Source organism: Streptococcus parasanguinis, assembly GCF_031582885.1.
Lineage (GTDB): Bacteria > Bacillota > Bacilli > Lactobacillales > Streptococcaceae > Streptococcus > Streptococcus parasanguinis_M.
In genome coordinates this window covers 1,322,442-1,339,235 of the sequence record NZ_CP133988.1, presented here as the reverse complement: position 1 = coordinate 1,339,235, position 16,794 = coordinate 1,322,442, and the positions used below count along the sequence as shown (strand labels likewise).

Annotated in this window: 21 protein-coding genes and 1 pseudogene; 3 read left to right on the top strand and 19 right to left on the bottom strand. The window is 40.0% G+C overall.

Annotation, left to right across the window (positions count from 1 at the left end):
- Positions 1–6 precede the first annotated feature (6 nt).
- Positions 7–1,284, bottom strand: a complete 1,278-nt coding sequence (locus tag RDV49_RS06335) for a pyrimidine-nucleoside phosphorylase (RefSeq protein ID WP_003007634.1) — start codon at positions 1,282–1,284, stop codon at positions 7–9.
- Positions 1,281–1,874: a class I SAM-dependent methyltransferase gene (locus tag RDV49_RS06330; protein ID WP_003007635.1), complete on the bottom strand. Its 594-nt coding sequence runs from the start codon at positions 1,872–1,874 to the stop codon at positions 1,281–1,283. The genes RDV49_RS06335 and RDV49_RS06330 overlap by 4 nt, the downstream gene beginning before the upstream one ends.
- Before the next feature lie 90 nt (positions 1,875–1,964).
- Between RDV49_RS06330 and coaA the strand changes: the two genes are divergently transcribed.
- From coaA to RDV49_RS06315, 3 genes are all read left to right on the top strand, one after another.
- On the top strand, positions 1,965–2,885 hold the full coding sequence (gene coaA, locus RDV49_RS06325) for a type I pantothenate kinase (protein WP_003007638.1): 921 nt from the start codon (positions 1,965–1,967) through the stop codon (positions 2,883–2,885).
- Positions 2,886–2,981: 96 nt separating this feature from the next.
- The gene (gene rpsT, locus RDV49_RS06320; protein WP_003007640.1) at positions 2,982–3,230 is read left to right on the top strand and encodes a 30S ribosomal protein S20; all 249 of its coding nucleotides are present in this window, start codon (positions 2,982–2,984) and stop codon (positions 3,228–3,230) included.
- A gap of 66 nt (positions 3,231–3,296) precedes the next feature.
- Complete coding sequence (locus RDV49_RS06315) at positions 3,297–3,806, top strand: DNA topology modulation protein (RefSeq protein WP_003007642.1); 510 nt, start codon at positions 3,297–3,299, stop codon at positions 3,804–3,806.
- A 312-nt stretch (positions 3,807–4,118) separates the two neighbouring features.
- Here RDV49_RS06315 and ldcB read toward each other — a convergent pair whose 3' ends face one another.
- The 17 genes and pseudogenes from ldcB to RDV49_RS06235 form a co-directional block, all read right to left on the bottom strand.
- The gene (ldcB, locus tag RDV49_RS06310; protein WP_003007645.1) at positions 4,119–4,898 is read right to left on the bottom strand and encodes an LD-carboxypeptidase LdcB/DacB; all 780 of its coding nucleotides are present in this window, start codon (positions 4,896–4,898) and stop codon (positions 4,119–4,121) included.
- Positions 4,899–4,908: 10 nt separating this feature from the next.
- The gene (locus RDV49_RS06305; RefSeq protein WP_196218544.1) at positions 4,909–6,693 is read right to left on the bottom strand and encodes a TcaA second domain-containing protein; all 1,785 of its coding nucleotides are present in this window, start codon (positions 6,691–6,693) and stop codon (positions 4,909–4,911) included.
- Positions 6,694–6,759: 66 nt separating this feature from the next.
- Positions 6,760–7,869: a DUF6574 domain-containing protein gene (locus RDV49_RS06300; protein ID WP_003007651.1), complete on the bottom strand. Its 1,110-nt coding sequence runs from the start codon at positions 7,867–7,869 to the stop codon at positions 6,760–6,762.
- Between the two features lie 393 nt (positions 7,870–8,262).
- Positions 8,263–8,547 carry a rhodanese-like domain-containing protein gene (locus tag RDV49_RS06295; protein ID WP_003007655.1) on the bottom strand — a complete coding sequence of 95 codons (285 nt, stop codon included), beginning with the start codon at positions 8,545–8,547 and terminating at the stop codon, positions 8,263–8,265.
- Positions 8,548–8,560: 13 nt separating this feature from the next.
- Positions 8,561–9,052 carry a prolyl-tRNA synthetase associated domain-containing protein gene (locus RDV49_RS06290; protein ID WP_003007657.1) on the bottom strand — a complete coding sequence of 164 codons (492 nt, stop codon included), beginning with the start codon at positions 9,050–9,052 and terminating at the stop codon, positions 8,561–8,563.
- 12 nt (positions 9,053–9,064) lie between these two features.
- Positions 9,065–9,649, bottom strand: coding sequence for a uracil-DNA glycosylase family protein (locus RDV49_RS06285; protein ID WP_003007660.1), 585 nt, complete (start codon positions 9,647–9,649; stop codon positions 9,065–9,067).
- Positions 9,650–9,701: 52 nt separating this feature from the next.
- Entirely contained in the window at positions 9,702–11,108 is a 1,407-nt protein-coding gene (pepV, locus tag RDV49_RS06280; protein ID WP_003007663.1) for a dipeptidase PepV, read from the bottom strand.
- A gap of 34 nt (positions 11,109–11,142) precedes the next feature.
- Positions 11,143–11,748, bottom strand: coding sequence for a nitroreductase family protein (locus RDV49_RS06275; RefSeq protein ID WP_003007665.1), 606 nt, complete (start codon positions 11,746–11,748; stop codon positions 11,143–11,145).
- A gap of 148 nt (positions 11,749–11,896) precedes the next feature.
- Positions 11,897–12,739 (bottom strand): metallophosphoesterase family protein, encoded by an 843-nt coding sequence (locus RDV49_RS06270; protein ID WP_003007668.1) that lies wholly within the window; start codon positions 12,737–12,739, stop codon positions 11,897–11,899.
- A gap of 155 nt (positions 12,740–12,894) precedes the next feature.
- Positions 12,895–13,227, bottom strand: a complete 333-nt coding sequence (locus RDV49_RS06265; protein ID WP_155106218.1) for a metallophosphoesterase family protein — start codon at positions 13,225–13,227, stop codon at positions 12,895–12,897.
- A gap of 154 nt (positions 13,228–13,381) precedes the next feature.
- Positions 13,382–13,714, bottom strand: a complete 333-nt coding sequence (locus tag RDV49_RS06260) for a hypothetical protein (protein WP_003007672.1) — start codon at positions 13,712–13,714, stop codon at positions 13,382–13,384.
- 33 nt (positions 13,715–13,747) lie between these two features.
- Positions 13,748–14,080 carry a hypothetical protein gene (locus RDV49_RS06255; protein ID WP_003007674.1) on the bottom strand — a complete coding sequence of 111 codons (333 nt, stop codon included), beginning with the start codon at positions 14,078–14,080 and terminating at the stop codon, positions 13,748–13,750.
- Positions 14,081–14,140: 60 nt separating this feature from the next.
- Positions 14,141–14,677, bottom strand: coding sequence for a T6SS immunity protein Tdi1 domain-containing protein (locus tag RDV49_RS06250; RefSeq protein WP_037607934.1), 537 nt, complete (start codon positions 14,675–14,677; stop codon positions 14,141–14,143).
- A gap of 11 nt (positions 14,678–14,688) precedes the next feature.
- Positions 14,689–14,919: pseudogene (locus RDV49_RS10420) on the bottom strand (polymorphic toxin type 15 domain-containing protein); the annotation flags it as partial.
- 97 nt (positions 14,920–15,016) lie between these two features.
- Entirely contained in the window at positions 15,017–15,331 is a 315-nt protein-coding gene (locus tag RDV49_RS06245; protein WP_003007680.1) for a DUF6572 domain-containing protein, read from the bottom strand.
- Positions 15,328–15,984 carry a hypothetical protein gene (locus RDV49_RS06240; protein ID WP_003007683.1) on the bottom strand — a complete coding sequence of 219 codons (657 nt, stop codon included), beginning with the start codon at positions 15,982–15,984 and terminating at the stop codon, positions 15,328–15,330. Before RDV49_RS06240 ends, RDV49_RS06245 begins: the two co-directional genes overlap by 4 nt.
- A gap of 267 nt (positions 15,985–16,251) precedes the next feature.
- A complete protein-coding gene (locus tag RDV49_RS06235; protein WP_003007685.1) occupies positions 16,252–16,725 on the bottom strand; it encodes a hypothetical protein in 474 nt (157 codons plus the stop codon).
- Positions 16,726–16,794 lie beyond the last annotated feature (69 nt).

Sequence of the window (16,794 nt, the reverse complement as noted above, 5' to 3'; positions counted from 1 at the left end):
AGCTGCTTAAGATATTATTTCAATAATTTCTTTAACGCTTTCAGCCCTTTCTAGTATTTTAACATTTTTTTTGAATTCTGTAACTCTTTCTTGTGAATTTTTTTCATTCATGAAAATACGGGCAATGCGTTCCCCTTTTTTGACGTGCTCTCCCACTTTTTTGTCAAACACAATTCCTGTTTCGTAATCGAGGGGATCTGATTTGACAGCACGGCCAGCACCCAAGCGCATGGCAAACAAGCCAAACTCCATGGCAGGTAAAGCAGCAATGACGCCATCTTTGTCCGCTGTTACTTCAAGGACCTGATCCACTTTGACGGGACGATGCAAATCTTCTAAGTCTCCACCTTGAGCCACAACCATTTCTTCAAACTTCGCTAAAGCCTGACCATTGTTCAAGTGTTCATGGATGGCTTCAATCGATTGTTCTACATTGGCCAATTTCAACATGATTTGCGCTAATTCACAAATAAACTCTGTGACATCAGCTCGGCCCTGCCCTTTCAGAATATCCAAGGCTTCCAAAATTTCTAAACGATTACCAATACTGGTTCCCAAAGGTTGGCTCATATCTGTAATGACAGCGATGGTTTTCCGACCCACTGCATTTCCAAGATCCACCATGGTACGTGCTAAGCGACGAGCATCCTCAATATTCTTCATAAAGGCACCCTCGCCCACTGTCACATCCAAAAGAATAGCATCCGCACCAGCAGCAATTTTCTTACTCATGACGGAGCTAGCAATCAAAGGAATGGTATCCACTGTCGCCGTTACATCACGCAGAGCATACAAGAGTTTGTCTGCTTTTACGAGTTGGTCAGACTGCCCAATGACCGATAAGCCGATCTCCTGCACCTGTTGGATAAATTCCTCTTGGGTCCGTTCAATCTGGAAGCCTTTAATGGATTCCAACTTATCGATGGTTCCACCTGTGTGGCCTAAGCCACGACCGCTCATTTTGGCAACCGGCACTCCGAAACTTGCAACCAAAGGCACCAAGACCAAAGTTACCTTGTCTCCCACACCACCAGTCGAATGTTTGTCCACCTTGATCCCTGGAATAGCTGACAGATCAAACTGTTGCCCCGTTTGGACCATCTTCATGGTCATATGAGAAATTTCTTCCGTCGTCATCCCTTTAAAATAAACGGCCATAGCAAAAGCAGACATTTGGTAATCTGGTACTGTTCCAGCCACATAGCCCTCAAGCAGCCATTCAATTTCTTCCTTGTTTAAGGCAAGACCATCTCTTTTTTTCTGAATGATATCTACTGCTCTCATGATTCTTTCTCACTTCTTAAAATATAATAGCCTTTGTCTTTTTTTACGATTTCACAATTGCCAAACGTCTCTTCCATCTTGGCCTTAGCGCTCGGAGCCCCTTGTTTTTTCTGAATGACAATGGTCAAATCTCCACCTGGTTTCAAATGTTCAAAACTACCGGTGATCACTTGGTGGACCACTCTCTTTCCAGCTCGGATCGGCGGATTACTGATCACATGGTCAAAGACCCCTTCTACTGCTTCATAGACATCCGAAGAAAAGATCTGAGCTTCCACGCCATTTCTGCTGGCATTTTTCTTAGCCAAGTCTAGTGCCCGCTCATTGACATCGACCATAGTCACTGCAACTCCCTGGGCTTTAGCTAGAGAGAGGCCGATCGGACCATAGCCACAGCCAACATCAAGGACACTTTCCCCTTCTTGAAAATCCAGGGTTGATAAGAGCACCTGGCTTCCATAGTCAATCATTTTTTTACTAAAGACGCCCGCGTCCGTATAGAAATTCATCTTTTGCCCCAATAAAACAACAGCCAGATCATGAATATCATGGGCTGCATCTGGGTTTACATCGAAATACATTTTACTCATAAGGTTATTTTAACATAATTCATTCCTTTTTTAAATCGTTTACACGACCTCTAAAAATTGGTATACTAAAGACTACAATAGGAGTGACATATGGACAAAGAATTTCTACATTTTGAAAAAATTAATCGGGAAACTTGGCAGAATTTGCACCGCAAAACCACCCCACCACTCTCTCAAACAGAGCTCAATTCTATTAAAAGTTTTAACGACCGCATCAACCTCCAAGATGTACGAGACGTCTACCTGCCTTTGACAAACTTGATTGGAATCTACAAGCGTTCCAAAGAAGATTTGGCCTTCTCAAAAGGTATTTTTCTCCAAAAAACGAGTGAACGCCAACCCTTTATCATTGGGGTTTCAGGGAGTGTTGCGGTTGGAAAATCCACCACTAGCCGTTTACTTCAAATCCTGCTATCGCGAACCTTCGAAGGCTCGACAGTAGAATTGGTGACAACGGATGGCTTCCTCTATCCAAATGCTATCTTAAAAGAACAAGAGATCCTCAATCGAAAAGGATTTCCAGAAAGCTATGATATGGAATTGCTCCTTGATTTTCTCAATCAAATTAAAAACAACAAGAGCGTAGAAATCCCTGTCTATTCCCACGAAATATACGATATTGTCCCAGATGAGAAGCAAACCATTTTACCGGCTGATTTTGTCATTGTCGAAGGAATCAATGTCTTTCAAAATCCGCAAAATGACAGTCTCTATATGACCGATTTCTTTGATTTTTCAATCTATGTGGATGCCGCAGTTGATGATATCGAATCTTGGTATATCGATCGTTTCCAAAAACTACTTGCATTAGCTCAAAATGATCCTAATAACTACTACTATCGATTTACAGAGCAACCCCTAGAAGAAGTTTTAAGCATGGCCCATCAGGTCTGGGAATCCATTAATTTAGTCAACTTGCAACATTACATCCAACCAACCAGAAACCGAGCTGATCTGATTCTCCATAAGGCAACCAACCATGAAATCGACGAAATTTATCTCAAACGCTAGAGAAAATGGCCTTTTAACGGTACTTTTTTAAGGAAAAGCTATTTTAGGCTTGTCAAATCTTAACTTTTCATATATAATGAGATAGTTAGATTATCAATGGAGGTGAATAACTTGGCAAACATTAAATCAGCTATCAAACGCGCTGAATTGAACGTTAAACAAAACGAAAAAAACTCAGCTCAAAAATCAGCTATGCGTACTGCAATCAAAGCTTTTGAAGCAAACCCATCTGAAGAACTTTACCGCGCTGCTAGCTCAGCTATCGATAAAGCAGAAACTAAAGGTTTGATCCACAAGAATAAAGCTAGCCGTGATAAAGCACGTCTTGCAGCGAAACTTGGTTAATCAAGAACAGCATAAAAATCAAGCTCTCCGGAGCTTTTTTTGTTCCTAAAATTTTGAGAGGTGCTTATGAAAATTGTTATTATCGGCTATTCTGGATCTGGAAAATCTACCTTGGCTGAAAACTTAGCTCGCTACTACTCCATTCCCAAGCTACATATGGACACCCTTCAATTTCAACCGGGTTGGATAGACAGTGATCGGGATTGGATGGAGAAAGAGATGAGACAGTTTCTCAGCGATCATAGAGACTGGGTCATTGATGGCAATTACTCTTGGTGCTGCTATGAGGAGAGAATGGAGCAAGCCGACCAGATCATCTTTCTCAACTTCTCTCGTTGGAACTGCCTCTATAGAGGGTGGAAACGATACCGCCGTTATAAGGGACACGTCCGTGAGAGTATGGCAGCAGGGTGCCCTGAACGCTTCGATTGGGAATTCATCCGTTGGATTCTTTGGGACGGACGAACAAAAACTGCCAGAGAAAGGTATCAAAACATCCACTCCACCTACCCCGAAAAATTTATCTCTCTCAAGAACCAAAAAGAGCTGGATGAGTTTCTAAAAAACATACAATAAAAAGGTTGGGATATCTATCCCAACCTTAAAATGTAGACAAACTATTTTAAAGTAAAATAAATTAAGCGATTCTGATAAGAAATAAAATTGAGTTCCATTTTTTAGATGAATCAAGAAAATACCAAAACTTTCCGCTGTGAGTAAAGTGCCTGAAACAATAACGATTCAGGCACTCGGAATTATTGAGACCTTAGGCTCAATAATTAGTCATGGAACTTCGTAGAAGTTCGCTGACGTCCGTACTCACCTAAGGAAAGTTTTTTATATGACTTTGTCTTCAATCTGAGGTTGGGATGTCAATCCCAACCTTTTTTATTTATCAACGTAATCGCCACCGGTGAAGCCATAGTATTCTTCTAGACTCAAACCTGAGTCAGCGATATCTTGTGCTTCTTTTCCGATATAGCGGAGATGCCAGCTTTCAGGCATGTAGCCTGTTACTTTTTCTTTACCTTCTTGGTAACGAACCACAAATCCATATTTAGCGGCGTTCTTGAGCAACCACTTACTTGGTCCAGGTTCGGTCACCAGATTCCCACTGGTATCGATCAAATCAAAGGTCAAACCTGTCTGGTGTTCACTATAACCTGGTCTTGCAGAATAACGATCTGCTGCTTCCTGACCATCTTGATTGACATAGTTTTGATAGAGGCCAACTTGGGTATCGTAGCTACGAAAACCACTATATTGGTCACTGATCGGATAACCTTCTGCCTGCATGGCTGCGATCAATTCATGAAGGGCTGAAACAGCTTCAGGATCTTCACCTGGGTTAAAGTCAGGCGACAAGGGATAGTGTTTGTTGGCGATCATGACCTCACCATATTTCCCTTTGACACTATAGTAGGAACCATTATAGCTCACACCAGAATCCACTTTCACATCTGACTTACCAGCTTTTGACGACTCTTCTTTTCCTGTCTCTTTTGACGTATCCTTTGCAGAAGACGTTTCTTTGGAAGACTTGGTTTGAGTCTGTTTGCTTTCTTCTTTTGCAGAAGATTTAGAACTAGTGGATTGAGATTGGGAGCAAGCTGTCAGGGTTAACAAGGCAACTGTCACCAAAGTTAATTTGGAAAATCTTGCTTTCATGGGGAATCTCCTATGATTCTTTTGTTACGACAATATCTGTAATCACATAACTTGCGCCTACTTTTTTCAAGGTGTAGGTCTTGTACTTACGGTTTTGTGAATCTGGATGACTATCTGTATAATGCACGGTAAAGTCTTCATAAGTCTTGATCGTCACCACACCATTTTCTTCAGTGACACTTTGAATATCCAAAGCTCCTGGAGTATAGTAATCAATTTTAGCCTTTCGAACACCATCACCAGTTGTGAACTCAACCATGTCCTTGTAAGCTTGACTTTGTGTGTCATAGTATTTAGAGTAGGTGTTATTTCGGTTTGAAACGGAGCTAAAGACAGCGTCGCGGTACTCTTTCAAGAATTCTTCCGCCAAGGTCCGATTTTGTTCTTCTTTGGCAGCTTGCGCTTTCTTAGCATCTTGTGCACTCTTGATGCGTTTTAGGGTATCTTTGGCTAGTTTGAGTTCGATCGGATCGTTCTCACCCTCTTCAATCGTCACCTTAGCCTTCTCAGTTGTATAGGTTTCCCCATTCATGTTGAAGACAGCATGTACTTCAATTTCTTGATAAGGGATGCTATCTACTTCAAAGGTCGTGCTGGTTCCGACTTCTTTGCCGTTGACTACAACCTTCACATCCGTTGGGTTTTCAACTTCATCTGGGAACTCAACTTCTAAATTGCGTTTTTCAGAATTCAACTGCAATTCTAAGTTGTTCTTAGTTGCTTTTTTAGGATTGAGATGGATCTTAGAAGTGACATTTCCGACTTCAGTTTTAGCAGTCAATTCCATTTCTTTTGTATTGTAATGGAAAGAACCAAGGTCTGTCACTGCATCTTTCTTCAAGGTTACCGTTTTATTGGCAGCCACTTTGAGTTTGGCTTGGTCCAAATTGGTCTTGACCTTGACTTGCACTGGATAGCTGGCCACACGGTATTCTTGGAAGATTCCAAATTTCTTGTCCGCCTTTTCCAAACCAAAAATCTTGTTTCCAGATTTATCCGTATAGCTACCTTCTCCACCATTATCGATGATCTTGTTCAACTCTGTGCCGATATCGACCCCTTGATCTTCCATGCTGGTAATAAAGTTTTCGGCTTCATCCTTCGTCCATTTGTCGTTATCGGTTGAAAGAAGGTCTGCTGCCTCGCGATAATCTTTGGTGTCCACTGCCTTAATGAATTTATCTGCAGTCACTTCGACACGTGTTGTAGACTGGAAGTAAAAGAAGGCCGCTACCAAAGCGATCACAAGGACTGCGATAGCAGAAATAATCCCAATTTTCTTCTTGGAAAGTTTCTTTCCACCCTTCGTTTTAGGGGCCTTTTGTTTTTTCTGAGCTGGACCTGCTTCTGTAACATTTGGACCAGCAAAGACCTGCGTTTGCTCAGCGGCAAGTGGAGTCGTATACTCTTGAGTCGGCTGTTGAGGTACATATTCCTGTGTTTCTTCTGTTGAATCTGGGTTCGCAAATTCTGCTTCAGGCACAGGTTCTACAAAAAACTCGAAGTTTTGACTTTTAGCCGCGGTAAATTCTTCCGCACTTGGCTTGCGGCCATAGGTTTCTTCAAAATGTTGCAACCAAGCCTGACGAGCTGCTAGAAGAGGATCGACATTCTTCACTACTTCAACTGGTTCAAGCACCGGTTCCTCTACAGGAGCTACTTCTTCTGGAGCATTGCCTGCGATAGACTGAATTTGTTTTAAATCAAATCCACAGGCTTTCCCAGCCATAAACTCTTCTGGTGACGGTTTGCGACCGATCACTTTTTCAAATAATTCAACCCATTTCTTTTGCATGGATCTCTTCTCCCTCATTATAAAATAGGGAAAGTGGGTTCCCCCACCTTCCGTTTTGTGATATTGTTAGAATCCAAAGTTAGAGAAATTTGGAGCACTTGGAATAAATCCAATAGCTACTTGTTCTAAAATACGAGCATTCACATAAATGACAAAGATCGCAATCAGAAGCAAGACAACAGATGATGCTACTAGAAGCAAGAATTTATCTGCTTTAAAGCTTGTCTTGTTCAATCCTTGATGAACGACATAGCATGTTCCAACAAAGAACAAGAAGAAAATAAGGAAGTTTACAAAGCCATAAAATTCATAAACTTTTACAAGACCTACTAAGAAAGCAAGAAGGGCAAGTGGCAAAGTGTAAACAGACAAACGTCCAAACTCTTCAAATGAACGACCGTAACTATATTCCTTGTCTTGAAGAACCACACGACGAACAAAGAATCCAGCTACTTGGAAGGCGTAAACGCTAAAGAATAGGGAAATCAATGTCAACATAAAGGCACGGAAATCCATTCCATAACCACCTGTAGCTCCACTAGCTGTGAAGAAAGTTGATAGGGTCAAGACAAAGGCAGTTAAGACATACTGTAAAATTCCGTTGAGAGCTTTTGGATTTTCTACAGCTGTTGGACGTTTCAAAGCTGAAAGGAACCAATTCCAGTAACCACCAACGGCTACACCAAATTGACTTGGTTGGGCAGGATAAGCTTGTCCTGGTTGACCTTGGTAAGGTGCTTGTTGATAAGCTACTTGAGTCGGTTGTTGGTAGGCTTGCTGTGGAGCTTGTTGGAAAGCAGGTCCATTCGCTGGAGCAGCTTGAGGGGCAGGCTCTTGAACTGGAGCTGCGACTGGTTCTTCTGTAGGAGCAGTTGGCGCTGCAGGAGCTGCTGGCGCTGCGACAAAGTCTGGAGCTTGAGGAGCTGCTGGCGCTGCGACAAATTCTGGAGCTTGTGGGGCTTCTGGCGCTGCAACAAACTCTGGGGCTTGTGGAGCAGCAACTGGTTCTTCCACAGGTGCAGTTGGTGCTGCGACAAATTCTGGGGCTTGTGGGGTTTCTGGAACCACTACTTCTTCTTGAAATTCTCCTGCAGCCAGTGCTTGAGCAATTTCTTCTGCACTAGCAGAACGACCATTTACGGCTTCGAAATAATCCAGCCAATCTTGTTTTGACATAATGAATCTCCTTAACTATTGTTTATACTAGGGTATTATACAAAATTTCTGAACCATTTTCAATGAAAGACTGGAAAATCCCTGCAAGATCTTTTGAAAAACATACAAATTCTATTCATTTTTAGAAATTAGTAAAGAAAAAGAGGCTGGGCAAAAACTGTCCAGCCTTTGATGTTTGATAGGAATAAGTGCAAGACGCAGTGGTTGATTGGCATCTTTGTTCGCCTTTTAAGCTCCAAAGATGACCTAATGAGGGAAACAAAGTTTCCTTTATCCACAACCTTCAACAGTCTCCCAGACTGTTGAAGCTATGCGGAGGTGGGAAGATTGAAAAGGTTTGGGGAACCTTTTCAACTTTTTTTATTTTAAGGAGTTCTTTCCCACTCCCGTTTCTTAGGATTCAAATGCATCCATGCCACCTTGGACGTTGGTCACATCATAGCCTTGCTCTTCCAAAAATTGGCAAGCACGTGCTGAGCGTCGACCAGACTTGCAGATGACATAATAGGGTTGATCCTTCTCTAATTCCTGGTAGCGATCTGCTAACTCAGATAAGGGAAGAAGACGAACCCCATCTAAGTGAAGGGCATCATATTCCTCCTGCTCACGGACATCGACGACGTTAATTTCTCCTGCTTGGTACTTTGCTACAAAGTCATTAAATGGAATTTCTTTCATGATTTCTCCTTTGTTATGGAAGGGTTAGAATTTCATAATGAAAGCCAATAGCCTCTAAAAATCGGAACAAGTCTTGGGTTTTAATAAAGATCGTTTTTTCGTTGGTATTGGGATGGAAGGTCATGATCTCCTCTGACACAATGTCCTGATCGAAATAGACGAGAATATCTTTTTCTTCATTGTTCAATAAACCAAATGGAGATACCGTCCCTGCTGGTAATTGCATTTTTTCAGCTAGCGATTCAGCTGAAGCCATGCGGATCCGATTGGCTCCTACTTGCTCTTTGAAATCATCCATGTCCAAGGGTTTCTGGTCATCCATGATGAGCAGATAGTACTGGGTTTTCTTCTTGTTGGTCAAAAACATGGACTTGGTCCGGACACCTTCTAAGCCTTCAATATAAGAATCCGCCTGCTCAGTCGTGAATGCGGGTGGGTGTTCCACCACGTCAAATGAAATGCCTAACTCGTCTAATTTCTCTTTAACTTGTTGATAAGGATCCATCGTCGCTCTCCTTTATTTTTGAATGATCTCTTGTACTAAGGTTTGCAATTCCGCCACCACTTCTGCCTCAAACCAAGGATTTTTAGCCATCCAGATTTGATTGCGAGGGGAAGGGTGAACAAGTGGAAAATAGGTTGGCAAATAATCTTTAAAATGGTGAACCCGTTCGGTTACCTTGCCACTAACCTTTTCATGAAGGTAGTATGCTTGGGCATATTGTCCAATTAAGAGGGTTAACTCAATATCCGGACACTCCTTGAGAAGTTGAGGGTGCCACTTTTCCGCAAAGCCTTTGCGAGGTGGAAGGTCACCAGATTTTCCATGCCCTGGGAAATAAAAGTCCATAGGAATGACCGCAAACAAACCAGAATTATAAAAGGTGTCTTCGTCAACTCCTAACCATTCGCGCAGGCGGTCACCACTCTTATCCTTCCAGTAAATACCAGCTTCTTCCGTCTTCATCCCTGGAGCTTGTCCGATAATATTGATACGAGCTGTCTTTGGGGCTGCAAAGAGTGGCTCGATCCCTTTATCCGTATATGCTTTATTTTGAGGATCTGCCATAATGGCTTGTTTAATGCTTTCAATCGTTGACATAAGTCCTCCTTCTATGGAAAAACTCAGCCAGAAAAACTGGCCGAGTAGTGGATTATTTGATTAGTTCATAGATAGCTTCTGCGTAAATTGCAGCTGCACGATAGAGATCTTCGACATCTGCGAACTCATTAGCTTGGTGCATGGTATTGACATAGTCTGGGAACATAGCACCAAAGGCAACCCCACGTTTCAAGAGACGACCAAAGGTACCACCACCGATCACTTGTTCGTGTCCTTTGAGTCCAGTTTGTTTTTCGTAAACACGCAAGAGAGTGGATACCAATTCGTCATCCATCGGAACATAGTGAGGTGTGTGACCATGAGCGGACAAGCTTACTGTAGCTACTCCTTCAATCTTTTCAAGGGTGGACTTGATGGTTTCAGGATCTGTACCTTGAGGGTAACGGATATTGAGGGCAATAGTGTTGTCTGCTTGGCTGTCATCAAAATGGAAGACACCTGCATTCATACTCAATGGTCCCATTTTGGCATCTGTATGGGCAATTCCTAATTTTTCACCAGCAAAATCTTCGTGAAGAAGTGAAGCTGTCACATGAAGGTAAGCCTTAGCAGCACCACCAAAATCAAATTGGGTCAACAAGAGAGCCAAGTAGGTCGCACCATTGATCCCATCTTCAGGAGTTGATCCATGAGCAGATTTCCCAACGATCGTAACAGTATAAGTTTCTTCATCAACAGTTGAGATTTCATACTGAAGCTGGTGTTCCTTGGCAAAGGCATCTAAGAGGCCAGCAAGATCTGGTAGTTGTCCAGAAACTACTGCAGTCGCTGACTCTGGTACCATGTTTTCACGAAGTCCACCTGTAAAGCTATGGAGATGAGCACTTCCTGTGTTATCATTTCCAAAATGAAGGTACTCAGTGATGTTTCCTTTTTCTCCATTGATGATTGGGAATTCCGCATCTGGTGAGAAGCCAAAATCTGGCTCAGGAAGTCCGACGTGTTTGAAATAGTAATCCATGTCGCCCCAGCCTGATTCTTCATCCGTACCGACAACAAAGCGCACGCGCTTAGAAACAGGGAGTCCTAAGTCTTTAATGATCTTCAAACCATAGTAGCAGGCCATTGTAGGCCCTTTATCATCAGACGAACCACGCGCATAGAGCTTACCATCGATAATTTCTGGTTTATATGGGTCTGTCTTCCAGCCACTACCAGCAGGCACGACGTCCATATGGGCAAAGATTCCAAGCTCTTCTTCTCCTTCACCAAAGGTAAAGTGACCGGCATAATTGTCGACATTCTTAGTTTCATAGCCATCACGCTTGGCAATTTCCAAGAATTTTTCAAGAGCTTTTACAGGACCAGGTCCAAAAGGATGCTCCGCATCTGCCTTGCTGTCATCGCGTTCAGAATTGATTTCCAAGAGGCTGTATAAGTCAGCCATCATCTCATCGCGACGTTTTTCTACTTCTGCTTTAAAGTCAACTGTTGTCATGAATTCCTCCTCAATATTTTATTTGCTAAATGGCTTAGCGTTTGTCAATGATTTCGTCCACTGGTAAGCGATAGCTTGGCTCTACTTTTTCAGACGCATAGCCAACCGTAATCAAGACTTCCGGACGGAAACGCTCTTCGATGTCCAATACTTCATTGATTTTTGATTTATCAAATCCCAAGATAATATTGGTTCCAATGCCTTGATCCGTCAAAGCAAGTACCAAGTTCATAGCCACAAGACCGGCATTCAAAGCCAAGTAATCACTTGTTTGTTGGGCATCATAGCGCGCAAATTCAGCAGGAAGATTTTGCATAAAGTATTGCAACTGCTCGTCTGTGAAGTTTTTAACCCCACCGACACGTGCAATCTTACGAGCCCGTTTTTGCAAATCAGTATCTGTAAAGAGGGCGATGGTCACAGGTGCTTCCATGACTTGATCGTAGTTTGCACCATAGGCTAATTTTGCTAATTCTGCATTTTTTTGACGAACGACCACAAATTTCCAAGGCTGGCTATTGTGGGCACTAGGGGCCAAGGTTGCGATCTCAATGGCAGTCCGTACATCCTTTGGATCGACCGGTTGGTCAGTGAAATGCTTGATCGCATGGCGTTTTTTATTGAGCTCTAGAAATTTCATAAGCTTCTTCCTTTTCTATTTCTGTTACCTCTATTTTAACACAAAATGAAAGAGCTTGCAGGGTTTTACAGCCTAAGATTGTGAAAAAAGAAGCGGACATTTTGAAGATCCGCTTCTTTTTTATAGGTTGAATACACAAGAGATCTACCTATGATTCATTGGAAAGATTGAAATAGGCAGCTACTTCTTTGCCATAACCGTATTTCTCAATTAAGCCAGTTAGCAGCTCGATGTTATGGCCCCGATAGTTATCCTTGCGTCTCAGTTCTTCGTACATCTCAATAAAGGGAAGGCCCTTGTCCTTGGCATCTTGGAGCTCTGCTTCATAGTCATAGGCCACCTTACGAAATTGCAGGTTGGTCACCCCATCTTCTTCGACATCAATCAGTGCATACTGGGCTCTGTGATTTTGAATTGGTTCCCAGTCAAAATAAGGCATACCAATAGTTCCTGGATTGAGGATCTGTTGGCCCTGACTGCCATAGCGAAGCAACTGCTTGTGGACATGACCGTAGATCGCCATATCCGTCTGATCATCCAGCAATTGGTCAAAGTTCTCCGTCGCATTTGCTGGACGCAAGTCTCCACCGTAATTCTTTTCTGGCAAATTGTGGGTCAGTGAAAAGCGAATACCATTGACCTCCTTCTTCTCTACCAAAGGAAGGGACCGAAGCCAATCGATCCGCTTAGGATCTAGTCCTTCCATGAGGTACTGAGTGAGTCTAAGAAGCTGGATCTCCTGCGGATCCTCAAGACCATACTCGCCATCCAAGGCCTCTAGGACACAATCGTCCCAATTTCCTCGAACAGCCGCTGTAATAGGTATCGCATCCAGCAACTCAAAAAGGTCCTCTTTTCCAGGCCCCGGAAGCAAAATGTCCCCTAAAAGCCAGTATTCCGTCGCGCCTAGAGCACGCGCATCCGCAATCACTGCCTTAAGGGCTGTCGTATCTCCGTGGATATCAGATAAAATAGCGATTCGATGATTCATAACTACTCCTTTATGGATTGAAAAATCTGTGTGCCTTAAGTATAACAAAAACAAATAAAAAAAGTGAAAACCATCCATTTGAATTGGATGGTTTATCTTATTAGAAGTTATTATACGTGTTAGAGATGATAAATTTGTGTAGAATTATGAGTTAACTAGTCCTCATCAGAAAACATAAGTTCATCTATTTTTTCTCTGTCCTCAGTAATTCCTTTGTAAGACTCAATTGTATTACTAAGGAAGTCCATATTTACCTCGTGATTGCCTTTGTATAAATATATTTGAGCACCTAATGCTTTAAGGCTATTTAAGAGGTCCTTCATTTTTATTAATTCCTCTAAATCAAGATAATCACATTCTAATAAAACATCTCCCTTTTGAATCTTATTTTTTATTTCAGCAATTGGTAAACCAATAAAGTTTCTTATCAATTTACAGGCTTCAAAAATATTATCTGTCATTTTAACTTTTGAATAGATTACTGACATCATTCCATCCTTTTAAAAATCTTGCATTATATTAATTCGTTCACCCGGTAAACTCATCTTCCAATTTCCTCCATACCATCCACGAAAATGATTATTAAATATAATAGGAGATTGTTTATTTTAAAAATAATAAATCTGCTTCATTTTATGAATTTCAATCTTCTTCATAAAACATATAAGAGTCACCTTGCTCAATTTGATTTTTTGTATCTTCCTGTGATTCTACTACATTACTTAAAAACTGCATAGATACAATTTCGTCATCAAAAAATAATTGAACCTTCCCACCCAATTCAATTATTTCTTCTAGTGTTTTTCTAAAAACCTTTAATCGATCTAAATTCAAATATTCTGTTTCAACTACAAATGTATTATTGGCCATTTTTTCTTTTATGATTCCAATTGGTTCATGACTAAAATCTCGTATAATTTTCATGATTTTTATCTCATTACAATCTGATTTTATTTTAGCGATAAATTTATGCACAATTTCTCCTTTTATGAATTTGTATATAGAATTCTATTCCTCATCAAATAACATGAGTTCATCTAGTTCTTCTGTGTCTTCTGCGATCCCTTCATAACTAGCAATCATATTATTCAATACCTCTAAATTTATTTCACCCGTAACATCCTTTATAGTCACTATAGTTCCTAAACTGTTTAATCTTTTTAAAACTTCTCTTATTTTCTTTAATTCATCTAGTTTCAAATCATTGACTGACATGACTGGTTCATTTTTTTCTATTCTAGACTTTATTTCACTTAAAGAAAATGGGGTAAACTCTCTTAACAACTTATATGTCATTGTTTGATTTGTAATGTGATTAATAATTAGATCTACTGTACTCATTACTAGTTCCTCTTATTGAAAATTATCCATCATATCATTACGTATTTGCAGAATATTCCCCTATTCAATCTTCCCTACCAATGCGGTTATTAATAAGATATGCTCATACATCTTAACCTTATCTAGATGATCTACATCTTTGAATCCACCTAATGCTAACAAGGGTACAAAGCCAAAACACTGATCATAATCTAACAAACCATATTTTTCAATCGCTTCAGTGTAGAGTGGCAATTCAAAATAATCGTCTGTAAAACTTTGATCAGAAAGAAAACGTAAGAACATAGACAAGTCTTCTAAAAAGCTATCAAAAGTTCCAAATTTATACTTTATAAATCCTAAAAATTCATTTTCTTCCCAAGTTATGATATCTCCAAATGCCGTAGCAAATATAGGAATAGCAATATCACCCCTAAAATACGAATCTCTCACTAATTCACTATAGTCATCTGGGTTTATGACTTTTAGGTAGCCATTCAAAAAAGTACCCAAACCTTGGTTTTCCCAAATCTCAAGCACTTCAACAGGGACTTTATCCTTATAATTTTCAATCACCTCTTTAGGCATGTCTGCAACTTTTACAAAATCTGAAATCATTGGATCTCCTTTCAATCAGTCAGTCTAACATTTAAATATGTACTCTGTAGTTGTTCTGGAGACATTGTTTTCGCCATTGTCTGAATCTGCTCATCAATACAATCAAGACTATTTCTCCATTGATTTCCAATAGTTGAGTTGACATCTGTATCGCCCATACCACCAATCTTATCTGGATAACCTCCAGATATCTGATCAGAATTGTGAAGAGTAGCTTGGGTATCTAGCCATTCTTGCGCTTTAAGTTTTGCTTCTGTTTACAATAAATAGATAGTAATATAAGTCATATTATAACATCTTCCGGTACAAGAAAACCACCATAAAAGGTGGCTTTACTATTTACTCAGGTAAGTGAATATGTAAGGTATATCCAGATTCAGCTAGTTGTTGTGATACGACATTTAAATACTTCACTGCATTCTCAACTAAATCATACATAAAATGGATTGAAATGATAATTTCATTAAAGTTGTCTCCATACTTTTGAACATACTGCTTACTATCAAGGTAAAGAAGATAATGATTGAGCTTGTCTTCAAGCAAATCAAAATGTTCATCTTCATATTTCCAGTCACAGGTATCTATAATCAATAACTCCAGATTCCCATCCACAACCCCCATTGTATCAATTTGTTCAGTTTCAAATACACTCATTTTCCTAGCCTTTCTTTACAATAATCAACTATATATTCATTGATCCATTTACCCTTATTTTGGAATCCTCCGAATTTACGATTTGCGATCAAACCTTCAGCCATTTGTAGTGCCTCTGCATACTGCTCCCGGTGGATCAATAATAGCATTCCTATTAAATCATAACCCACAAGGCTTGGTCCATTCTCGACTGCATAGACGTAAAAATCTTCAAATGTTAGAAAGCTATTTATTAGTTTTAAGACTTCTTCATGCACTTCTGAGAGTACCTCAAAAACCTTAGATTCTACTTTTTCTATGTCAAGATCCTCCATCGTCCATTCTTCTTTGAATATTTTATATGGTAATGATAAACTATCGACTGTAAAGGCTCCTACTGCTCGAAGACTCATTGGCTCCTGCGAATTACTGTCCATATCAAAAACTTCCCAAAAGATATCATCAATCATATAGGGTTTTATTGAAGGTTGAATTGTTATAGAAAACTGATTATCTGGAAATTTAATATCGATCATATATTTAACTAGATAGTCTCCTACTTTATCAAAAAACCTCTCACTTCTTGATTTAAGTTTCAATCGCTTAGCTGCCACGCGGACGCATTGATTCAGTTCTTTTTTTAATTGTTTATCTATTTTTGAAAATTTAACCATTCAATCACCTCACTATTCTGGTCTGATAAGTTATTTTCACTCTCTCTTTAAAGTTAGTCCTTCCCCACTGTGGATATTTACATTAGCTGCTTGACTTGCTCTATAGGACTTGTATTTATTTCCAAGTTGGCCAGTAGCTGACTGGTAATAAAGTTTAGAAGTTTAAATCCAGTATAACAAAAACTCACAAAAATAAAAAATGCGATAACACCTTAGTTACCACATTTTGGCATGGAACGAGCCTGATGGCCAATTGAAATTTTTAAATTATTGATCTTTAGCAATCTTCAAAAATGCTTCTTTAAAATCCTCATACATTTCAAAAGCAATTTTCATAACATCCCGAAAATCAATATAATCAGAAATAACAGGATCTAGAATAATATACTCTCTAGAAATTAGCCATTTAGCATAAGATGCAAAGGGACTACCCATAATAGCTTTATCTCCTTCATATATGACCCAAATCAATTCCAATCTACCATGTTCAAAAGCAAAATGAAAACCAAAACGAAAATTCTCAACTTGCTGCAAGTTAATATGGAAAAATCGTTCTCGCTTATCATACTGAACATCATAGCCCAATGATTCTACGATTTCCATTAAAAAATCACCGTCAAAATAATCAAGTTCTTGACCCTCTGGTGTCCTATCTTTACTGTAATAGTTGGATAGTTGCTCGTATCGTGCAACAAAATTTATTGCTTGCAAAGCTTGCTCAATTCTAATATCTAATTTCATCTACTCATCCAGTTTATATCTAATTGAAACAATGACTTTATAAAATATGATATGCTCAGCTCTCAAAAT

Coding starts and splice junctions, on each gene's coding strand:
- RDV49_RS06330 (WP_003007635.1), bottom strand. CDS start 1,874: ATGAGTAAAATGTATTTCGATGTAAACCCAGATGCAGCCCATGATATT.
- RDV49_RS06290 (WP_003007657.1), bottom strand. CDS start 9,052: ATGGATCCTTATCAACAAGTTAAAGAGAAATTAGACGAGTTAGGCATT.
- ldcB (WP_003007645.1), bottom strand. CDS start 4,898: ATGAAAGCAAGATTTTCCAAATTAACTTTGGTGACAGTTGCCTTGTTA.
- RDV49_RS06335 (WP_003007634.1), bottom strand. CDS start 1,284: ATGAGAGCAGTAGATATCATTCAGAAAAAAAGAGATGGTCTTGCCTTA.
- RDV49_RS06255 (WP_003007674.1), bottom strand. CDS start 14,080: ATGAGTACAGTAGATCTAATTATTAATCACATTACAAATCAAACAATG.
- RDV49_RS06245 (WP_003007680.1), bottom strand. CDS start 15,331: ATGAGTGTATTTGAAACTGAACAAATTGATACAATGGGGGTTGTGGAT.
- RDV49_RS06270 (WP_003007668.1), bottom strand. CDS start 12,739: ATGAATCATCGAATCGCTATTTTATCTGATATCCACGGAGATACGACA.
- RDV49_RS06295 (WP_003007655.1), bottom strand. CDS start 8,547: ATGAAAGAAATTCCATTTAATGACTTTGTAGCAAAGTACCAAGCAGGA.
- RDV49_RS06315 (WP_003007642.1), top strand. CDS start 3,297: ATGAAAATTGTTATTATCGGCTATTCTGGATCTGGAAAATCTACCTTG.
- RDV49_RS06305 (WP_196218544.1), bottom strand. CDS start 6,693: ATGCAAAAGAAATGGGTTGAATTATTTGAAAAAGTGATCGGTCGCAAA.
- coaA (WP_003007638.1), top strand. CDS start 1,965: ATGGACAAAGAATTTCTACATTTTGAAAAAATTAATCGGGAAACTTGG.
- rpsT (WP_003007640.1), top strand. CDS start 2,982: ATGGAGGTGAATAACTTGGCAAACATTAAATCAGCTATCAAACGCGCT.
- RDV49_RS06275 (WP_003007665.1), bottom strand. CDS start 11,748: ATGAAATTTCTAGAGCTCAATAAAAAACGCCATGCGATCAAGCATTTC.
- RDV49_RS06285 (WP_003007660.1), bottom strand. CDS start 9,649: ATGTCAACGATTGAAAGCATTAAACAAGCCATTATGGCAGATCCTCAA.
- RDV49_RS06250 (WP_037607934.1), bottom strand. CDS start 14,677: ATGATTTCAGATTTTGTAAAAGTTGCAGACATGCCTAAAGAGGTGATT.
- RDV49_RS06300 (WP_003007651.1), bottom strand. CDS start 7,869: ATGTCAAAACAAGATTGGCTGGATTATTTCGAAGCCGTAAATGGTCGT.
- RDV49_RS06235 (WP_003007685.1), bottom strand. CDS start 16,725: ATGAAATTAGATATTAGAATTGAGCAAGCTTTGCAAGCAATAAATTTT.
- pepV (WP_003007663.1), bottom strand. CDS start 11,108: ATGACAACAGTTGACTTTAAAGCAGAAGTAGAAAAACGTCGCGATGAG.
- RDV49_RS06265 (WP_155106218.1), bottom strand. CDS start 13,227: ATGTCAGTAATCTATTCAAAAGTTAAAATGACAGATAATATTTTTGAA.
- RDV49_RS06240 (WP_003007683.1), bottom strand. CDS start 15,984: ATGGTTAAATTTTCAAAAATAGATAAACAATTAAAAAAAGAACTGAAT.